This window comes from Enterobacter cloacae complex sp. 2015409, from assembly GCF_041365315.1.
In the GTDB taxonomy this organism is placed as follows: Bacteria; Pseudomonadota; Gammaproteobacteria; order Enterobacterales; family Enterobacteriaceae; genus Enterobacter; species Enterobacter pseudoroggenkampii.
The window spans coordinates 1,398,050-1,417,848 of sequence record NZ_JBFTVM010000001.1; the positions used below are offsets into that span (position 1 = coordinate 1,398,050).

At 54.4% G+C, this 19,799-nt stretch carries 18 protein-coding genes; 9 read left to right on the forward strand and 9 right to left on the reverse strand.

Annotation, left to right across the window (positions count from 1 at the left end):
* Nucleotides 1-51 precede the first annotated feature (51 nt).
* Nucleotides 52-2,025: an alkyl/aryl-sulfatase gene (locus ACDO57_RS06640; protein WP_370883726.1), complete on the forward strand. Its 1,974-nt coding sequence runs from the start codon at nt 52-54 to the stop codon at nt 2,023-2,025.
* Nucleotides 2,026-2,098: 73 nt separating this feature from the next.
* The gene (locus ACDO57_RS06645; RefSeq protein WP_370883727.1) at nt 2,099-3,205 is read left to right on the forward strand and encodes a membrane-associated sensor domain-containing protein; all 1,107 of its coding nucleotides are present in this window, start codon (nt 2,099-2,101) and stop codon (nt 3,203-3,205) included.
* Nucleotides 3,206-3,214: 9 nt separating this feature from the next.
* On the opposite strand, the gene ACDO57_RS06650 is transcribed toward ACDO57_RS06645, so the two are convergent.
* A complete protein-coding gene (locus ACDO57_RS06650) occupies nt 3,215-4,201 on the reverse strand; it encodes a helix-turn-helix domain-containing protein (RefSeq protein WP_248272105.1) in 987 nt (328 codons plus the stop codon).
* Between the two features lie 121 nt (nt 4,202-4,322).
* Here ACDO57_RS06650 and ACDO57_RS06655 point away from each other — a divergent pair, with 121 nt between their 5' ends.
* The gene (locus ACDO57_RS06655; protein WP_048989520.1) at nt 4,323-5,087 is read left to right on the forward strand and encodes an alpha/beta hydrolase; all 765 of its coding nucleotides are present in this window, start codon (nt 4,323-4,325) and stop codon (nt 5,085-5,087) included.
* The gene (locus ACDO57_RS06660) at nt 5,084-5,698 is read left to right on the forward strand and encodes an FMN-dependent NADH-azoreductase (RefSeq protein ID WP_048989521.1); all 615 of its coding nucleotides are present in this window, start codon (nt 5,084-5,086) and stop codon (nt 5,696-5,698) included. The genes ACDO57_RS06655 and ACDO57_RS06660 overlap by 4 nt, the downstream gene beginning before the upstream one ends.
* A gap of 50 nt (nt 5,699-5,748) precedes the next feature.
* Here the strand turns inward: ACDO57_RS06660 and ACDO57_RS06665 are convergent, their stop codons facing one another.
* Complete coding sequence (locus tag ACDO57_RS06665; RefSeq protein ID WP_290094879.1) at nt 5,749-7,248, reverse strand: aldehyde dehydrogenase family protein; 1,500 nt, start codon at nt 7,246-7,248, stop codon at nt 5,749-5,751.
* Between the two features lie 241 nt (nt 7,249-7,489).
* Here ACDO57_RS06665 and feaR point away from each other — a divergent pair, with 241 nt between their 5' ends.
* Nucleotides 7,490-8,398 carry a transcriptional regulator FeaR gene (feaR, locus tag ACDO57_RS06670; RefSeq protein WP_208763833.1) on the forward strand — a complete coding sequence of 303 codons (909 nt, stop codon included), beginning with the start codon at nt 7,490-7,492 and terminating at the stop codon, nt 8,396-8,398.
* On the opposite strand, the gene ACDO57_RS06675 is transcribed toward feaR, so the two are convergent.
* The 4 genes from ACDO57_RS06675 to ACDO57_RS06690 form a co-directional block, all read right to left on the reverse strand.
* Nucleotides 8,399-8,716 (reverse strand): YdbL family protein, encoded by a 318-nt coding sequence (locus ACDO57_RS06675; protein WP_024909488.1) that lies wholly within the window; start codon nt 8,714-8,716, stop codon nt 8,399-8,401. It lies immediately after the preceding gene.
* Between the two features lie 7 nt (nt 8,717-8,723).
* On the reverse strand, nt 8,724-8,915 hold the full coding sequence (locus tag ACDO57_RS06680) for a YnbE family lipoprotein (RefSeq protein ID WP_032651162.1): 192 nt from the start codon (nt 8,913-8,915) through the stop codon (nt 8,724-8,726).
* Complete coding sequence (locus ACDO57_RS06685) at nt 8,912-11,551, reverse strand: YdbH family protein (protein WP_370883728.1); 2,640 nt, start codon at nt 11,549-11,551, stop codon at nt 8,912-8,914. The genes ACDO57_RS06680 and ACDO57_RS06685 overlap by 4 nt, the downstream gene beginning before the upstream one ends.
* A gap of 127 nt (nt 11,552-11,678) precedes the next feature.
* Nucleotides 11,679-12,002, reverse strand: coding sequence for a hypothetical protein (locus ACDO57_RS06690; protein WP_208763831.1), 324 nt, complete (start codon nt 12,000-12,002; stop codon nt 11,679-11,681).
* Nucleotides 12,003-12,328: 326 nt separating this feature from the next.
* Between ACDO57_RS06690 and ACDO57_RS06695 the strand changes: the two genes are divergently transcribed.
* Nucleotides 12,329-13,318, forward strand: a complete 990-nt coding sequence (locus ACDO57_RS06695) for a 2-hydroxyacid dehydrogenase (protein ID WP_024909491.1) — start codon at nt 12,329-12,331, stop codon at nt 13,316-13,318.
* A 19-nt stretch (nt 13,319-13,337) separates the two neighbouring features.
* On the opposite strand, the gene ACDO57_RS06700 is transcribed toward ACDO57_RS06695, so the two are convergent.
* Nucleotides 13,338-14,543 (reverse strand): MFS transporter, encoded by a 1,206-nt coding sequence (locus tag ACDO57_RS06700; RefSeq protein ID WP_090417131.1) that lies wholly within the window; start codon nt 14,541-14,543, stop codon nt 13,338-13,340.
* Nucleotides 14,544-15,000: 457 nt separating this feature from the next.
* Between ACDO57_RS06700 and ACDO57_RS06705 the strand changes: the two genes are divergently transcribed.
* A complete protein-coding gene (locus ACDO57_RS06705; RefSeq protein WP_024909493.1) occupies nt 15,001-15,672 on the forward strand; it encodes an MgtC family protein in 672 nt (223 codons plus the stop codon).
* 72 nt (nt 15,673-15,744) lie between these two features.
* Here the strand turns inward: ACDO57_RS06705 and ACDO57_RS06710 are convergent, their stop codons facing one another.
* The gene (locus ACDO57_RS06710; RefSeq protein ID WP_254780639.1) at nt 15,745-16,200 is read right to left on the reverse strand and encodes a MarR family winged helix-turn-helix transcriptional regulator; all 456 of its coding nucleotides are present in this window, start codon (nt 16,198-16,200) and stop codon (nt 15,745-15,747) included.
* A gap of 68 nt (nt 16,201-16,268) precedes the next feature.
* On the opposite strand from ACDO57_RS06710, the gene ACDO57_RS06715 reads away from it, so the two are divergent.
* Both ACDO57_RS06715 and uspF read left to right on the forward strand, forming a co-directional pair.
* Nucleotides 16,269-16,559, forward strand: coding sequence for a DUF1330 domain-containing protein (locus ACDO57_RS06715; RefSeq protein ID WP_090417132.1), 291 nt, complete (start codon nt 16,269-16,271; stop codon nt 16,557-16,559).
* 125 nt (nt 16,560-16,684) lie between these two features.
* Entirely contained in the window at nt 16,685-17,119 is a 435-nt protein-coding gene (uspF, locus tag ACDO57_RS06720) for a universal stress protein UspF (RefSeq protein ID WP_024909496.1), read from the forward strand.
* Nucleotides 17,120-17,176: 57 nt separating this feature from the next.
* Here uspF and ACDO57_RS06725 read toward each other — a convergent pair whose 3' ends face one another.
* Nucleotides 17,177-19,759 (reverse strand): EAL domain-containing protein, encoded by a 2,583-nt coding sequence (locus ACDO57_RS06725; protein ID WP_048989535.1) that lies wholly within the window; start codon nt 19,757-19,759, stop codon nt 17,177-17,179.
* Nucleotides 19,760-19,799: the final 40 nt, after the last annotated feature.

Below are 19,799 nucleotides of genomic sequence, written 5' to 3' on the forward strand. Positions count from 1 at the left end.
CCAGGACACGAAGTTTCCACGAACGACGTAATACACCACTGAGAGGTTAGGATGAAATTCAATTTAATCGTCAGGAGTCTTGCTCTGGCTGGACTTGTTATTTCCGTTAGCTCCACCTATGCCGCAGAAGCCCCGAAGGATGCCACGGCCGCAACGCAACAAGCCAATAACGCCCTGTTTAATCAGCTTCCTTTCTCCGATAACACCGATTTTACGGACGCCCATAAAGGCTTTATTGCCCCTATTCCTCAGGGAATTATCAAAGGGGAACAAGGCAATATCATCTGGAACCCGCAGCAGTACTCCTTTATTAAAGAAGGCGATAAAGCCCCGGATTCCGTTAATCCCAGCTTATGGCGTCAATCTCAGCTGATTAATATCAGCGGCCTGTTTGAAGTGACCGACGGTATTTATCAAATTCGAAATCTTGATCTGTCGAATATGACCATCATCGAAGGGAAAGACGGTATTACCGTGGTTGACCCGCTGGTGTCGGCAGAAACGGCGAAGGTCGGGATGGATCTCTATTTTAAACATCGCGGCAAGAAACCGGTCGTCGCCATCATTTATACCCACAGCCACGTTGACCACTATGGCGGGGTGCGCGGCGTGGTGGATGAAGCGGACGTGAAGTCCGGTAAAGTGAAGGTCTACGCGCCTGCCGGGTTTATGGAAGCGGCCGTTGCCGAGAACATTATGGCGGGCAACGTGATGAGCCGCCGCGCCAGCTATATGTATGGCAACCTGCTGAAGCCAGATGCCAAAGGCCAGGTGGGCGCGGGCCTAGGTACCACCACCTCTGCCGGGACGGTGACGCTGATTGCCCCGACCAATATTATCGAGAAAGATGGGCAGAAAGAGGTTATCGACGGCCTGACCTACGACTTTATGCTTGCGCCTGGCTCCGAAGCGCCATCGGAAATGCTCTGGTATATCGAAGAGAAAAAAGTCATTGAATCCGCAGAAGACGTGACCCACACCCTGCACAACACCTACTCGCTGCGCGGAGCGAAAATCCGCGAGCCGCTGCCGTGGTCGAAATACATTAACCAGGCGATTGTGCGCTGGGGTGATAAGGCCGAAATCATCATGGCACAACACCACTGGCCGACCTGGGGCAACGAAAACGTGGTCAAACTGCTGAAAAGCCAGCGTGACCTCTATCGTTACATTAACGACCAGACGCTGCGTATGGCGAACGAAGGGTTGACGCGCGACGAAATTGCCGCGAACTTTACGCTCCCGGATTCACTGGCGCATACCTGGGCTAACCGCGGCTACTACGGCTCGGTGAGCCATGACGTCAAAGCCACCTACGTGCTGTATCTGGGCTGGTTTGACGGCAACCCGGCGACGCTGGATGAGCTGCCGCCGGAAGAAGGCGCGAAGAAATTCGTTGAGTATATGGGCGGCGCGGATGCCATCCTGAACAAGGCGAAAACTGACTTCGACCAGGGGAACTATCGCTGGGTGGCGCAGGTGGTGAGTAAAGTGGTCTTTGCCGATCCAAACAATCAGGCGGCACGTGACCTGGAAGCGGATGCGCTGGAACAGCTGGGCTATCAGGCCGAATCCGGCCCGTGGCGTAACTTCTACCTGACAGGTGCGCAGGAGTTGCGTAACGGCGTGGTGAAAGGTCCAACGCCGAATACCGCCAGTCCGGATACGGTACGCGCGATGACGCCAGAGATGTTCTTTGACTACCTGGCAGTCCATATCAATGGCCAGAAAGCCGGTGAGGCTAAATCTGTGTTTAACATTGATTTGGGCAGCGATGGCGGGAAGTACAAACTCGAGCTGGAAAATGGCGTGCTGAACCACACGGCGAACGCAGAAGCAAAAGATGCAGATGCAACGCTGACGCTCAACCGTGACACCCTGAATAAAATCATTCTCAAGGAAGTGACGCTGAAACAGGCTCAGGACAGCGGAAATGTCAAAATAAGTGGCGACAGCGCGAAACTTGATGCCATGCTTAGTTACATGGATAAGTTTGATTTCTGGTTTAACATTGTGACACCGTAACGGTGCATGCAAAAGGGCGGTTCGTCCGCCCTTTCCTGCTTCAGGTGTTCGCCAGACAGGGTAAAAAGCGTCAATGGAAAAAAGAAAAAAACCGACACTTGAACGGGCAACCTGGCCGACGCGCCATGCCATGGTCATGCACGGGCTGGCGATGAACCTGCCGTGGCTGGCCTTCGTCAATATCAGCTTCGCGGTGATGATCCTGCTGCGACACGTTCTGCTTAACGCCAGCGATCCCCTTTATCCCCACTCGCCGCAGCTGACGAGAATGGTCGATGCCTCCATGCTCGGCATTATTATTCTCTCAGCCGCGCTGATCCTCATGGCCTGGCGGCGAATCGCCGGAATCAGCGTGGTGTTGTTTATCTGTAGCGCCATCTGGTCGGTCTCCTGCTTCTGGTTTATTACCCAGCTGCTGCTGCCTCACGTCTGGCCGCTGTGCGTCATTTTATTACTCGCCGGCTTAACGGCGCTCTATTTTTATCCTGAAGGGTTACTCGCGTTTGTGCTCCCGCTCTGGATCACCCTGCCGATAGCAAGCTGGATACTGAATGATGGTCTCAACCTTCATTTCGTCGTCATCTGGAGCGTGTTTTCGCTGATCCTGATTTGCGGACGTTTTATCCTGTTGAGCTGGTTTGACGAGGCCTGGCGGCGTAATCAGCAAAATCAGCTGCTGATCTCCAGACTGGATGCGCTGGCGCATCAGGATCCGTTAACCAAAACCGCCAATCGCCGGAAAATGGAGGTGGTGCTGGAAAACGCGGTTGAGCAGAAGAAAACCTTCTCGGTGATTATGCTGGATATCGACTATTTCAAGCTCTACAACGACACGTACGGGCACCAGGCAGGCGACGACTGTCTGACCCGCGTGGCGCGGGTGCTGAAGCAGTCGGTGCGCACACCTGACGATGTGGTGTCGCGCTACGGCGGCGAGGAGTTCGTGGTCATCCTCTTCAATTGCCCGGAAAACATCGCGGAAAAGGTGGCCTTACGCATTCAGGACGGCCTGCGCGCGGAAGCCATACCACACAGCGCGTCAACCGTTAGCGACCATGTCACCGTGAGCATGGGGATTGCGAGCATGGCGGAAGGGTTAGCGGGCACCGAGATCATCGCCCGCGCCGATGCGGCGCTGTATCGGGCGAAGGAGGCCGGGCGGGATCGAGTATGCCGGTGAGAACGGCAGCTATTCCGCATGACGCTCGGCGATCCATTTGCGGTATTGACCGGGCGACATGCCCGTCACCCCCGTGAATGCGCGCCTGAATGCCGTGTCGTCAGCGTAACCGCAAGCGCCGGCAATCTCCGCTATTACGTACCCCGGTTGCTCCAGGAGACGCATTGCCTTTTCAATGCGCATGCGCGTCAAAAAGTTTTTAGGGCTTTCATTCATCTCCTCCGCCATTTTTCGGTGAAGGGTACGAGTGGTCATATTCAGCGCCCGGGCAAGCTGTTCTACGGTGATCGCCGGATTTTCATACCGGACGATATGTTCCGCTTTCATTATCATCGGATGGACTGAATTTAAAAAACCTGCTGGCGCGTAAACCTGCTGAGATAACGGCTGGCTGTCAGCCACGGCCATATCGGCCGTCAGACGCGCCAGCTTCTGCCCGGCGTGCAGACGGATGATATGCAGCGACAGGTCAACCCACGAGAGCGGGCCACCGGATGTGATAACCCGTGCGTCCTGCACCAGCGCTTTACCCCAGACAGGTTTGCTCAGCGGATAACGCTGGCGGAAAGTATGGTAAAGCCACCAGGTCGTCGTGCATGCCCGACCATTGAGGATCCCCGCCTCGGCGAGAACCAACCCACCGGCACAGGCTCCCGCAAGCATCGCGCCTTTATCATACTGGCCGCGCAGCCATGCGCCAGCCTCAAGGACGGCCGCTGGCGAGACCGGGCGTTTCTGCTCGTCAAGCTTCATCCCGCAGGCAATCACGAGATCGAAGGTTCCTCCGGTAACAAAGCTCGCTTCGGCCTCGATCGGCCGCCCCTGCGCGTCCGGGACCGGTTTTCCTTCCGCCGTGATGATGACCGCCTCAAAAGGCGAAATGCCCTCGCCGTCCGGCTGCTGGGCAATCACCTCGTTAGCCAGCCAGAACATGTCGCAGAGCCCAGCCACGGCGGATTTCATGCTTCCGGGTAACGCTAAAATGGCAATTCTCATGATTCAGGCCTGAGTAAAATGTCTGATTTCGTATGTTAACAGTCATTTCAGACACTACAAGCCTCTTTGTCCCTCTCGTTACACTGTGCTTCAACGTCTCTCAGGAAATTACGTCACGCTTATGAAACCGACACGCTTGCCCGTTCTTCTTTCTTTGCTTTGCATGGCTGCATCGCAGTCTGTGCAGGCGCGGATTAATAACATCATCCTCGTGCATGGTGCCTTTACCGATGGTTCCGTCTGGCAGGAAGTGATAGGCCGTATGCAGACCCGGGGCTACCACGTCACGGCAGTACAAAACCCTCTGACTTCGCTTGAAGAGGACGTCGCCGCCACAGAGCGTGTCATCGACCGTCAGCAAGGGGACGTAGTGCTTGTTGGCCACTCCTGGGCCGGCGCGGTCATCGCTCAGGCAGGCAATAATCCGAAGGTGAAAAAACTGGTTTTTCTCTCCGCCCTTGCCCCCGACAGCGGTGAATCGGTTACCTCTCTTCTTACCCGCCTCAACGCCCCTATGGCCGACATGCGCCCGGATAAAAAAGGGTTAATCTGGCTGGACGATCCCGATGCCTATCAGCGCACGATGGCCAACGATCTGCCCCTCAAACGCGTAAAACTGCTGACGGCAACGCAGCAGCCTATCGCGGCAAGCGCCTTCAGCGAGAAGGTAGAACATGCAGCATGGCGTGAAAAACCCTCATGGTATCTGATAACCGAAGAGGATCGCGCCCTCTCTCCCGGTATCCAGCAGCAGCTCGCCGGCACCATGAACGCCACCGTCCTGCGTATTAAGAGCAGCCATATGTCGATGATTTCCCACCCGGACGCCGTAAGTCAGTTTATCGAACAAGCAACCCAAACCGACGCAAAGGAAACAGAGAAATGAATATCCTGCATATAGATTCAAGTATTAACGGCGAGTTCTCACTTTCACGTCAGCTGACGGCAGAGGTGGTTCGCCAGATCGCGTCAGAGAAGGTGGTCTATCGCGACGTCGTTAAAACCCCCATCGCCCATCTCACCGGCACCGTTGCCGCTGGGTTCCGGCCGCTGCGGATAGCCACCGATGCGACGGCTGAAGATGTCCGCGAACACGCGCTGTCCGGGGAACTTGTGAACGAATTTCTCAATAGCGACCTCATCGTGATAGGTGCGCCTATGTATAACTTCTCCGTCTCAACTCAGCTTAAAGCCTGGTTAGATCGACTCGCCCAGCCGGGAAAAACCTTTAGCTATACCCCGACGGGCCCGGTGGGGCATGCGACCGGCAAGAGGATTATTGTCGTTTCAACCCGCGGCGGGATATATCACGGTACGCCAATCGAAGACATGGATTTTCAGGAGAGGTACCTGCAGCGATTCTTTGGTTTTCTGGGTATCGACAGAGTGGAATTTGTCCGTGCTGAAGGGGCGACGCGCAGTGAAGAAGTCAGGACTAAAGGCGTTGCGCAGGCGTTTGACGCTATTCCATCGGTCATTGCCGCAGCATTGAAATAGCCGCCGGGTTAAAGCCTGCCGGGTAACCGCAGCGTTACCCGGCAATGTTTTTAATACCGCACGCACACCGACTTAGTTTCACACCAGCCGTCCAGCCAGTCCGGACCAAAGTCACGCCCGGTACCGGACTGTTTCATGCCGCCGAACGGCAGGTTGGCGTCGATCAGCGTATGGCTGTTCACCCAGACGGTGCCCGCCTGCAGCCGGTCGGTGTACTCCAGCGCCTTGCTGATATTTTGCGTCCAGACGCTGGCCGTCAGGCCATATTCACTGTCGTTTGCCAGCTGAAGCGCCTCTTCCCCGTCCGCGACGCGCACCACGTTGACCACCGGACCAAACACCTCTTCGCGGGTCAGGCGCAGCGAGGCATCCGGGTTCACCACCAGCGTAGGCGCAACGTAATAACCTTTGCCTTCCGGCCCCCGGTTACCGACGATCAGCTCCGCGTTGCGCGACTTCGCCTCATCAAGGAAGGTCTGCACCTTGTCACAGTGGGCGCGCGACACCAGCGGGTTGATAAACGCCTCCGGCGACATGCCCGGCCCGACGCTCAGGGATTTCACAGCCTGCTCAAACCCGCTGACCAGCGTGTCAAACAGCGGCGCTTCAATGTAGATGCGCGAGCTCGCCGCGCACACCTGGCCCTGGTTCAGGAAGCTGCCGGTCATCAGGCCTTCGATCACCCACGCCGGGTCCGCATCCTTGAGTACAATTGCCGGGTTTTTCCCGCCCAGCTCCAGGGTCACGCCGGTTAGCGTGTCCGCCGCCGCACGGGCAATTTGCTTACCCGTCGCCGTTGAGCCGGTGAAGCTCACCTTTGCAATATGCGGATGCGAGGTCAGCGCTGCGCCGCACACCGCGCCGCTGCCGGTCACCACGTTGAACACCCCGTCAGGGATGCCCGCTTCGCTGGCCAATTCCGCCACGCGCAGCATGGTCAGCGGCGTGGTTTCTGACGGCTTAATGACAATAGAGCAGCCCGCGGCCAGCGCTGGCATCACTTTCCACATCCCGATCATCAGCGGGAAGTTCCAGGGCACAATCCCAGCCACCACGCCAACCGGCTCTTTACGCGTCCACGCCTGATAGCGGGCGCCCTGCGGTAACGGGATGGAGAGGTCGAGGGTCTTACCCGTAATTTTGGTGGTCAGCCCGGCGGTATAGCGCATCCAGTTCAGGGTGCAGCTGACTTCAAACATACGGGAGATGTTGATGGATTTGCCCTGTTCCAGCGTTTCAAGCTGGGCCAACTCCTCGCTGTGCTGTTCCACCAGATCAGCGAAATGGAGCAGGATCCGCTCGCGCTCCGCCGGGAGTTTTCCGGCCCAGCTGCGGGCGACAAACGCGCGCCAGCCGGACATGACGGCACGGTCAACGTCGTCGACGCTGGCATCGGCAGTCGAGGCAATGACTTCGCCCGTGGCCGGGTTGTAGACGTTCAGCCGCTTTTCACTGTCCGACGCGGCCTGACGCCCTTCAATCCACAGGCCATGCTGTCGGTCTAAAAATTGTTGTACGGCAGGCTGAATGGCCACCTGTGATTCAGACATAGGATACTCCTTCGTTATTCTTCGCAGGGTGTCCATCCAGTCTAAGTGGGGTTTTGCATTCTCGCTTTTGTCTCTGTGACATTCGCTTTGCCACCTGTGACAGGCTCCGCAAATCGCGATAATTGCCGCTTATATCGCTGTTACCGGTGAGTGTTCTTTCCTATAGTCAGCCTCATAGCTCTGACAAAATGCAACACAAATGCAACAATGCGAAAACGTTGACGGTGCAGTGAGAGAAACGATGGCGTGTGCAAGCGAGCAGGAACAGTATCAGCAGTGGCTGGCGCAAATTAACCAGGTTTGCGGGCGTTTTAACGCGCAGCCCACCGAGGGAAAATTCTACGGCGAGCTGGAGACCAGCTATGCGCGCAGCCTGAAGCTCAGTACCGTGACCGCAGGCGGCGTTAATCTGTTCCGCTCCCGTCAGGAGATCACGCAGAGTAACGATGCCTGGTTCTATACCGTGTTCCAGCTAGAAGGCAGCGCGGAAATTGAACAGGATGACCGTCGCGCGCTACTCAGGACCGGTGATATCACGCTGATTGACGCGTCGCGTCCCTGCTCGATCAACTGGCGGGAAAAGTCCCGCCAGATTTCGCTGCTGGTTCCCCGTCAGATAATTGAGCAGCAGTGTCGTTTCCAGGAGATAAGCTGCGCGACCGCCCTTTCCCGCACCTTACCCACGGTACAGCTGAGCCATCGCCTGCTGATGGAGAGCATGAGCAATGCCGACCTGAGTGACCGCGAAAGTGAAGCGGCGCTCGAGGCGATGATCTGTCTGCTTCGTCCCGCTTTCCAGCAGCGTGAAATCATTCAGCCGCGCAAGGAGCGCCAGTTCCAGCATGTGGTGGCGCTGATTGACGACCATATTCAGTCTGAATCGCTGCGCCCGGAATGGATCGCCGCCGAGAGCGGTATGTCCGTGCGCAGCCTCTACCGCATGTTTGCCGAGAAAGGGCTGGTGGTGGCGCAGTACATCAAAAACCGTCGTCTGGATCTGTGCGCGCAGGTACTGCGCGCTGCCGGTGATGATGAAAAGCTGGCGGGCATTGGCTACAGCTGGGGGTTCACCGACCATAGCCATTTTTCAACGGCGTTTAAGCAGCGTTTTGGCGTCTCGCCGGGGGAATACCGCAGGCGCTACCGCTAGCTACTTTTTGAGCCATTTTCCGTTAATGCCCTTCACGTATTCGCCCGGCTGCGCGCGGGCAACCAGTTTCTGCCCTGCCATTTTGGCCACTTCATCGACCGGCAAATTATTGCTGTCAGCCAGCTTCTGGTAGTTTTCCGTGCGCGCCGCGTTGATGCGATTAACCAGCGCCAGCGTTTCCGCGTCCTGTTGAACCGGGGCAAGATAACCGCTGAGGGTTTCCCCCACGCGCCCCTGGGCCCGGGCATCGTTTAAGGTCAGCGCAGCTGCCTGCACGTTCATCCCCAGCGCCAGCAAAATCAGAGCTACTCGTTTCATGGCGTCCTCAGAACAGATCGCTGCGCGATTTCAGCAGGGTTTCAACGTCTTTATCGACCTTGATGTGGATCTCATGTTCGATTTTGACATTCATATTGATGGTAATCGGCTCCTTTGGCGCAGCGACTTCAATTCGCGGCGTACAGCCGGTCAGTAGCGCGGCAACGGCAACGGTGAGCGCACCAGCCATCTTATTCATTGTTGTTCCTCACTTTCCTTGCCAGTCGAACTGCGGGGAGCAGGTATCGCCGCATGTTGCTCAAACCAGGTTTGCAGGTTGTCCCCAAAACGCAGACTGCGCCAGAGGGTAAAGACATTCTCGTCGTGGGTATAGTTCAGGTTGACGGAGCTGCTTTTGCCATCGACCCGGCTGGTCCCCTTGATGGTCGCCTGCATGGTTAATTCACCCAGGTTATCTAAATTGATTCTCGTCCACGAACGCGAAATTTCCATATAGCGGAGCCAGTTAATCGCGGCACCCGCAACCATATTATCTTTCACGATGGCGTCGGCCGTATCTTTGTCGATGCGTAGCGTCATGGGCCCCGGGTTGGTCAGCCAGCCATCTTTAATGATCCATTTTTCGTTGTCCAGCCAGAACGGCAGCGCCCCGCTCACCGGCCCTGACATGGCAAACTGCTTCGGGTTGACGGCGCTAATCAGCTCGCTCGAAGAGATATTGTCCACGCGCAGCAGGGCCGGATCGTGCTGCGGCATCCGCAGCTGCTGCATGGTGATCTTCCCGCCCAGGGTTTCCACCTTCACGTTGGTGAGCAGCAGCGGATTGTCCTCCGTCCAGGGATAATCCCCCTGTAAATCCGCGGTAATGTTGCGCGCGGTCACCAGGTTTTCCACTTCGCCGATGCGTAGCGTGACCGGACCGCGCGTGCCGAGGGACCAGGTTCCCTCGCTGAAGCGGAACGGCAGCACAAAGTCGACGCCGTTAATCTGGTTGTCCGGCATCCAGGCGCTACCGGATTTCAGCACGCCGTGCCCGCCCGCTTCAAAGCCCTGATCGGCCGCCGCCGAGAAGGCGACCTGCGCATAAAGCTCCCCGTCGCGCAGCGTCATTTTCCAGTCCGGCGGGATCAAAGGCTGGAATACGGTGAGGGACTGTTTCGGCCACCAGGCCTGCCCGCGAAGGCGCACGCCATCCCAACGACCGTTCACCTGTACCGGACCGATTTTGTCCGCATGGAGGTCGCCCTTAAACTGAAAAATTGTCGGGTCGGTGCCGTCGACGCTGAAGGTCAGGACCGAGGGCGGCAACACGCTGCCGCCGGAGAAACGGGTTTGTCCTGCATTGAGCGACAGCGCGCCGCTGAAGGCCGGTTTTTCGGCATCGCGCAACCAGCGTACCGGCTGATCCAGCACCAGACGCGGCTTGCTGACCTCCATCGTGCCGTACTGGAGCTTGTCAAAACCGGTGGAGAGCGCCGTCAGCTCAATAAGGTTGTCGCGCCACTCGCCTTTCCCGGCGACATCCCAGCGGGCATGCATCGGCGTAAAACCGCCTTTTCCCCAGTAGCGCCACTGCCACAGGCCGTTATCAGGTAAAAAGTCATTGGCCTGGCCGTCCAGGTGGAGTTCAAAATCACCCATCTCGTTTTCATGGGCGCGCAGAATCGCCTGTAAACGACCGTCCACGCCCTTCTGGGTCAGCTTCACGCCCGCCAGCGGCCAGCGGATTTCATCGATATCGAGCGAATTGATGATGCGCCCGCGCGAGCGGAGCAGCGCGCCCGGCTCAAAGGCCAGCTGCGGTTCATACAGGCTGCCGGTCAGCGTGGCGGGCAATTTGGCGTAAAGAATGAGATCGTTTTGCTTCGCCTCGCCGCTGAGATGCAGGGGCATTTCGCTGTTTTCCATACTGAGCCTGCCGGGCCCAATATTCAGTACCGCGTTGCCTTTCCCCGCATCGCCTTGCGTCAACACGTTCAGTCGTCCGGTCAGGGTGGTTTTCTCCAGCCCCTGCTGCCAGTTATCTGCACGAAGGGACACCCGCCCGCTCAGCGGCATACCCGAGAGATCCCAGTTCCAGCGCCCGTCGCTGATGTTCAGCTGCTCCGCCGTGATCTGCCACGGCAGGTCAAGCAGCGGATCGGGGTTGTCCCGCGCCATCACCACCAGCTGTCCCTGATTCTCTTCCCAGTCCAGATCGGCGTCGACCAGGGACGTTAACTGTGGCACGTTAAAGGTCGCCACCGCGTGGCCTTTCACCGGCACGCCGTCAGGAACCAGCGGCAAGGTAAACTCGCCCACCAGCTTAATCGGCTGCGGCTGGTCCGGGAGCTGTACATCAAACTGGCTGACCGAGAGCGTTTGGCCGCGAAGCGTGCCTTTAATGCTGACCTGCTCGCCTTTATAGGCAATCTCCTGGCTGGACGGGGTCAGCGACGCATTAAGCTCACCCTGCCACTGCTGCCAGGGCGACAGCGTCAGGCGGTGAACCGTAAGCCAGGTATTGGGCAATACCGCCTGCCACTGGGCCAGCGTTTTGGGAGCGACCGTTGAGGGCGCAGACTGGGGAATTTTGCTCAGGCAAACGGAGTTAAGATCCAGCGCGCCGATATCCAGCTTCCAGCGGCTGGGATGTGACAGCGTCACGTTATCGATACGGGCAATTTCGCAGTCTTCAACCAGATAGCGAAGATCGGGGATCACCAGCGCGTGGCGAGTCAGTTTCGGACTCTCTTCGAAAGCGATGCGCGTCCCGACGGGCAGCCAGATCCCGGCGAGCGTCGGTACCCACTGGGCGAGCGTCATCAGCAGCGTAAGCGGCAACAATATGAACAGTAGTAAAAGCGCAAGAGCGGCTTTATATTTACCCTTCATGGGCAGTTAATATCCTGATTTAGCAAAAGAATTAAGCCGGCAGTGCCGATCATTGTCGCATGTTTAGCTGGTCAGTTGAAGTCAAAGCCAGGTTTAAGAATAGATGCTGTAACGTTAAGTTGCGAAACTAGGGCCTGTTCCGAGGCAACGCCAGAAGGTAAAGCATGGCGAATATCAACGACCCCCAATACACCGAGTTGTACCGCCAGGGATCAAAATCAATAAGTAAAAATGCGCTAACAAACTCATAGCCGTTGGCAAAAACGTTAATTTGAATGGCAGCAATGGCTATCACAAACAGCGTATAAGCAATGAACAGTGGATATTTCCGGAGCCGGTTAACTTTCATTTTCCCGAAGTACAATAAGAAGAAAATCACAATAGAAACAATAAAGTAGCACAAAGCAGGCAGCATCGGCGGAGATAAGGACAACTCCAATTGTTGAGACATGCATCATTCTCCCTCTTTACCAGAAACTCACCCAGTTTCTGGTATCGTCCCATCACATCAGGAAGGATTGCAGTTTTCGCACCCTCTTGCCATTCTTTAACGTAATTCAGTCAGGCGTTTCTCGCATCCTCTACCCACTTCATTTTCCGCTACATGTCCCGATCAGATCCGCGCCGAAGATTTCTCGTAGTAAGAATATCATGGAGTTAGGGTGCACATATGCTCTAGAATAATTGATAGAACTTATTGAATTAAATAATATTTTAGAAATTGTAAGATAATTTTAATCATGCTAACGTGAATGCAAAATCACTGGAGAAAGTCTTATGAAACTCGCGGTATACAGCACAAAGCAGTACGACAAAAAGTATCTGCAACATGTTAACGAGGCTTACGGGTTTGAGCTTGAATTTTTCGACTTTCTGCTGTCCGAAAAAACCGCCAAAACGGCGCACGGCTGTGAAGGCGTCTGCATTTTCGTAAATGATGACGGCAGTCGTCCGGTGCTGGAAGAGTTGAAAAAACAGGGGGTGAAGTACATCGCCCTGCGCTGTGCGGGCTTTAACAACGTGGATCTCGATGCGGCAAAAGAGCTGGGTCTGAAGGTGGTTCGCGTTCCGGCGTACTCCCCAGAAGCGGTCGCGGAACATGCGATTGGCATGATGATGTCCCTCAACCGTCGTATTCACCGCGCTTATCAGCGTACCCGTGACGCCAACTTCTCGCTGGAAGGGCTGACCGGCTTTACCATGTACGGCAAAACTGCCGGCGTGATCGGTACCGGTAAAATTGGCGTGGCTACCCTGCGCATTCTGAAAGGCTTTGGCATGCGTCTGCTGGCATTCGATCCGTACCCAAGCGCCGCAGCGCTGGATCTGGGCGTGGAGTACGTTGACCTGCCGACGCTGTTCTCGCAGTCCGACGTGATCTCCCTGCACTGTCCGCTGACGCCGGAAAACTACCACCTGCTCAATCAGGCGGCGTTTGACCAGATGAAAGATGGCGTGATGATCATCAACACCAGCCGCGGCGGACTGGTTGACTCTCAGGCCGCAATCGAAGCGCTGAAAACCCAGAAAATTGGCGCGCTGGGGATGGACGTGTATGAGAACGAACGCGATCTGTTCTTTGAAGACAAGTCTAATGATGTCATCCAGGACGACGTGTTCCGTCGCCTCTCTGCCTGCCATAACGTCCTGTTTACCGGACACCAGGCGTTTCTGACTGCCGAAGCGCTGATCAGCATTTCGGAAACCACTCTGGGCAATCTTCAGCAGTTAGAAAAGGGTGAGCCGTGCCCTAACGAGCTGGCTTAAGTGATACGCCGGGTGGTGGCTAAGCCTCACCCGGCGCGTTTGTTTCCCAGCTGCGGTGCGCAACGCGCCACCAGATCAGAACGGCGGCCAGCGCAATCGCGCTCAGGACACTGAATGCCGTCGCAAACGAGTAATGACCGGCGATCGTCCCGGTTAACGCCGGGCTCATGGATGCCCCTACTCCCTGCATCAGCATCACCACACTCTGCCCGGCATTGACGTGCCCGCTTCCGCGCAGCAGCACCACAACAAACGACGGTACGACGACACCGAGGATCCCGGCGGCCAGGCCGTCGAGAATTTGTACCGGGATCATCATGAACGGCGCGTCCGTGGATGCCGCCAGCGCCGCGCGTACCGGCATGACCAGCAGCGCCAGCATAATTAAGCGCCAGTAGCCAAAATGTTCGATCCGGCGCGAAGCCCAGATGGCGACGGGGATCATCACGGCCTGCGAGATGATGACGGTACCCGCCGCGTACAAACCGGGGTTGATCGTGGCGGGTGCCGCAGCCACCCTCATGCTCAGCATCGGTAATAGCGCGGCGTTTGCCAGGTGGAACAGCAGCAGCGTCAGCCCGGTCACAAACAGCGCCCGGTTTTTCATCAGCATCGCAAAACCGGGGACCGGCAGGCTCGCTGAAGAGGACAGCCCGCGCGCCGCGTCGTTATCGATATCGCTGTTGCGAATGGCAAGCAGCGCACACAGCGTTAGCAGCGTGGTACAGGTCATCAGCAGGAAAATCCCGCCCACGCCCCAGTACCAGGCAATGCCGCCTGCCATCAGAGCGGTCATGAAATTGCCGCCGTGATTGAACGCCTCGTTTCTGCCCATCTGCGCGCTGAACCCACCCTGTCCGGTCAGCCCCAGCGTAATCCCGGCGATCAACGGCCCGACAAATGCCGCACAGATACCGGTGACGATTTGCGACACGGCGACCACGCCGCTCTGCTGGCTAAACCAGAGCAGAAGCGTGCTTAGCGTGATCAGAATGCACAGCAGCGCGAGCACAGCGCGTTTGTTGCGGGAGGTGTCGGTGATGAATCCCGCCGGCAGCGTGGCCAGTAATCCCGCCAGCCCGCCGGCCGTCATCAGGATGCCGATATCATCAGGGGTCCAGTGGCGTTCGGTCAGAAAAATACCGAGAAAAGGCCCCAGGCCATCGCGAACATCCGCAATGAAAAAACTTGTCAGGCATAACGCCCGCAGCGAACGAAGAGACATACATCCTGCCTTTGTCTGTTATCGCCTGTAAAAAAGAAAATGTAGTATACCGGGTATTTTTGAAAATCAGATGACGTCTAAAAAAATATGCCTTCCGAACTTAAACAATTCATAACGGACGTTGTTTTTTCACTTTACTCATTATCGACCCTGACTATACTGGCAATAAATTTTCACAGGAGTCCTTCGTTGGAAAGTTATTTTATCGTCGATACGAAGGTAAGCTGACGCGATTTTCTCGCTGCTTACCTTTACGGTGGGCAGCAATCCTCTTTACGTGATTGCATCCCAATACATTAAGAACGACCAAATTTGTGGGGCATCACGATGTTCATGTTTAACCATTCACTCTTTCCGCCACCCTCCCGCTGACATGCTTTGCGTTTTAACGGCGTCATTCTGTGCTGTGTGAAGCACTGACGCTTATCGTTTAATCATGTTAACAGGCGACAGGCTGATGTTCCCTTATATCTCTCATCTGCTCGCAGCAATGCTGCTGGGCGCAATTATCGGCGCGGAAAGACAGTGGCGCCAGCGTATGGCCGGGCTTCGTACCAATGCACTGGTTGCGACGGGCGCTGCCGTGTTTATTTTAAGTTCCATCTCGACGTCACCCGATAGCCCGGGACGCATTGCAGCGCAGATCGTCTCCGGAATAGGTTTCCTTGGCGCTGGCGTCATTATGCGTGAAGGAATGAATATTCGTGGTCTAAATACCGCCGCAACGCTATGGTGTTCGGCCGGAATTGGTGTGCTGTGCGGCTTAGGGCAATTCTGGAATGCAGGTATGGCCAGCGTGATTATTCTTTGTGCCAACATATTGCTTCGCGAAGCTGCGCAACGGATTAATCAACTGCCCGCGCTCCATGAAGGCGAAAAATGCTATGTCCTGAAAATCACCTGCAATGATGAGCATGAAGATGCAGTCCGACAGAGCGTGGTAAACATGGCGAAAGAGTTGACCTTAAGCCTGAAATCCATTTATTGCGCAACGGCGCAATCAGAAGGTAAAACTGAAATTCGGGCCGAGGTGATGACCCGGGAGGAATACCGGAAATTACTCGATCTGATTATGGGTAATATTGGCGGGAATAAAATTATCGCGTCCGTCAGCTGTCACGCAATTTAAGTCTATTACCGGGCATTACGCCCGGTATAACCTTTCCGTTTTGCACGGCCTCTGACAATAACGCGGAGAGCTTCATAAGGCAGCACTGATTTTAGCCAGACGTTTCATCATCTCCGTCGTCAGGCTAAGCTGCTCGCTGCCCATTAGTTGGGACAACTCCTGCTTAGCGGATTGCCATACCGGCATGACCTCTTCAAGCAGACGCCAGCCTTCAGCTGTCAGCGTGAGTCGTTTTCCGGCACGTCCACGGCCTCCAGCCGAGTCAATAATGCCCCGGGATTCCAGACTACGGATATTACGACTCAGTGTTGTCGCATCCACCCCTGCTCTGGCGGCGAGTTCCGCAACGGTTTCATTAGGAGAACCCCCGATGCCAACCATCAGACTGAACTGCTCAGCGGTCAGATCAAACGGTCTGAAGCAGGCGTTGTAATAGCGCGTAATAGCCCGAGCGGTAGCGCGCGCCTGAAACGCCGGACAGACCTCCGGAATGCTCTCCAACAGCGCCACATCAATGTTGTTCATCATTTCATCTCGACAAGCAATGCTAAAGTTAATACTGTATATACACTATTTATATTACTTGAGGAACCATTATGCCTGCCTTTGTTCATATCAACTTACGGGTCATTGACCCTGCCAGACAGGCCAGCCTGACCCCTCGCTTCACGTCAGCATTAGAGGAAGCAGGCGGAAAAATTGTCCATTTTGGAGCTGTCGCACAGGTACTGGAAGGGGAAGTAGCGCCGTTACCCTATGCAGGCATTTTTGAATTCCCGACGTTGGATCAGGCCATTGCCTTCTATCATTCGGAAAAATATGCGCCGATTAAGGCTGAACGCCAGCTCGCCCAGGAAGCAAGAATGTTCATTGTCACGACGGAATGACAGGCAGGTTCAACTGAACCTAAATCACAGAACCGAAATTTGTCCCCGTTATGACAGCCTGCTCTCTGTTTTGCTGGAAATAACGGTTTACCCTGAACTGTGCAAAAAACACTCAGGAGGGACACATGTACAATTCAATTTTGGTTCCCATTGATATCTCCGAGGATAGCCTGACGCACATGGTTATCCCCTTCGTTCAGGCACATACAGCACTTAACACAGCTAAAGTTCACTTTCTTACTGTTATTCCATCTCTTCCTTATTACTCATCATTAGGTTTGGCCTACTCCGTAGAAATGCCGAAGATGAAAGAGTTCCAGCACGCTGCTTTAGCTAAACTGGATGAAATGGTTAAGCAATTCAAAATCCCTGCAGATAAGATTCAGACTCACGCCGTGACGGGATCCCCTAAGGATCAAATCCTTAAGCTCGCTGACACGATCGGCGCCGACCTGATTATCATCGCCTCCCATAAGCCTGACATATCGACCTATCTGTTGGGTTCAAACGCTGCGGCAGTGGTGCGGCATGCGAAATGCCCTGTGCTGGTTGTAAGATAAAAAAACCGGGCGACATGCCCGGTTTTTCATTTACGTTTCCCTGAATGAAAGCACGCTTTAGAGATTGACTCTGTTTGCGTTTAAATTTAAGTCCGTAATAGCGGCCGGTTTTCCAAGCAAGTAGCCCTGAACTTCATCACATTTATTTTTTTTAAGAAAAGAGAGTTGTTCGGCAGTCTCCACCCCTTCTGCGGTTACCGCCATCGAATAGGCTTTACCCAGATCGATAATTTTCTCTACGACTGATTGGTTCTGCGGTGAATCGCCCAGGGTAAAAATAAAACTCTTGTCGAGCTTGAGCCCGTCAAACTGAAACTTCCGGAGATAGCTCAGGGATGCATAGCCGGTACCGAAGTCGTCGATCAGAATGCGGACACCCATCTTTTTGAGAGACTTCATGGTCTGCAAGGTTTTTTCTGGATCGGAAAGCGTGACATTTTCAGTCACTTCTATTTCCAGACGGTTAGGCTCAAGCCCTGTTTCGTGAAGTATCTCTTTTATCCTTTCGGCAAGATCGCTTGCCTGAAATTCGATAGCAGAAATATTTACGGATACCGATAACCCCGGCAATTTATCTTTTGTCTCCGCACACGCTGTACGTATGACCCAGTTACTGAGGTTAATAATCAGGCCTGTTTCTTCCGCCAGGGTGATGAACTGATCGGGCATCATAGTCCCTCGCTGCGGGTGCTTCCAACGTACCAGCGCTTCGACGGCGTCTATTTTCGAGTATCGGAGGTTATAACGCGGCTGGTAAACCAGATAGAGTTGCTCTTCGCGAATCGCTGTCTTCAGTTCTAATTCCAGTTTTCTCCGTTCGGTCAATTTTTCCGACATATCCGGGCGATAATAGACCCATCTGTTTCTGCCGGATTGTTTCGCCTGGTAAAGCGCAATATCCGCATAGCGTAAAAGATCGTTTGCGCTGCTGCTATCCTGGGGAGCCAGCGCAATACCCATGCTTACGCCTATCGCCACATCATTGCCCTCAATGGAGAAAGGACGGTTAAGTTCTTGCACGATGCGGTGACACACCTCCTCAATGTGCTCTTTTTGGCTGCTGTTGCCGAGGAGCAGCATAAATTCATCCCCTCCCTGCCTTGCGACAAAATCACCTCGACGAACGCAGTTTTTAAGCCGTAAAGCGACCTCGCCAAGCAGAGCATCGCCCGCGGAATGCCCAAAAATATCATTGACGGGTTTAAACTTGTCTAAATCGAGGCAAATCATGGCAAAGGGATAATGATTGACGCCTTCTTTAGCGAACTGTCCTGCAAGAAACTCCTTAATATGATACCGGTTCGGCAGACCGGTTAATTCATCATGGCGTGACAGGAACTCCACTCGTTTTGTTGCTTCAACTTCCTGAGAGACGTCGGTTGCTGCACCCCGCAACACCACCGTTCCGTCAGGCTGTGCAGAAAACTTTGCCAGAAGCGTGCAATAGGACGTGGATTGTTGCGCGTGAGTATAAGGGCAGTTCTTAAATTCAAAGCGTTCAGTTAACTCGCGGCGGCTGACACAGCCATGTAATAATCCAGCTGTCGAGGGAAAGAGTTCATCCAACCTGCGGCCTATCCATTCGCTATTTTCATATCCCGTCACTGTAGAAAAACGACCTGAAAGCCACGTTATCTTTAACGATAAATCTGTTTCCCAGAACCAGTCGCTGGTTGTTTCACTGACGTCCCGGAATCGTTTTTCACTCGTGATGAGATTCAACCGTGCCTGCTCGAGGAGAAAGGTATTTTCGTCAAGCATTCTCGCCTTCTGCATAATATGACGCATGAGAATAACCGTCATCGATACCGTCAGAATGACTGAAAGGATGAGTAAGGGTAAAAAATAAATAATCAACGCCTGGCCTGGGTTTTCGCTGTCCCAGATAATTTGCACATCACCATTCTGAGCACTTAAGGTAAATTCAGTCTGGTTGTTTATTTGAGAAGTGACTGGATCGGGTGAAGTACGAACATTTTTGACGCCGGCATCCTGCCCAATCGTGAGGAGTTTTTTAGCCGTTAGCTTGTCTATAAACACCATTGTCGAAGCTTTCCCCGGTAAGGGCTGCACGCTCGTATCATCGCCCGTCGTTATCCATTCCGCAGAAACAATGGCCGGAACGGAATCGATAAGCGTTAGCATAGAAACCGGCAATCCATTTTTTAGGCTCACCTCACGGAGTAAACGGTCTTTGGTGGATTTATCTAACCAGCGATCCAGATCCTGAAGCTTCAGTTTCCCGTCAACCACGCTGTACCGCGTTCTCCCTTCCGGGGAGAGAACAAACACCCCTTCGTAGCCAAAGTTGTCATAGAGGGACTTGCCCAGGTTTTGCTTATCCCATGCCCAGTGAACGTCAGTGTTCAGATGAAGATATTTGTAGGCATCTCCCCACTCTGCATTGTCTTTCAAATGACTTCGCATGCTTTCCTGGCGGGTATCCAGCGCTTCCCTTAACAAAAATTCATCATGCTTGTCGCTGATTTCATTAACATTATCTTTTATTATTAGCAGAGATATTATTGCGGCGATGAAAATACTTATCAACAACGTAACAATATAGGTAAAGGTTTTATTTATCAGGCCTTTAGAAGGCTCGGTATCCGTGAAAGCCGGATTGTTCAGAGGTAGGGTCATCTTTCGCCTTCTTAACTGCTATTACGTCAATATTTATACC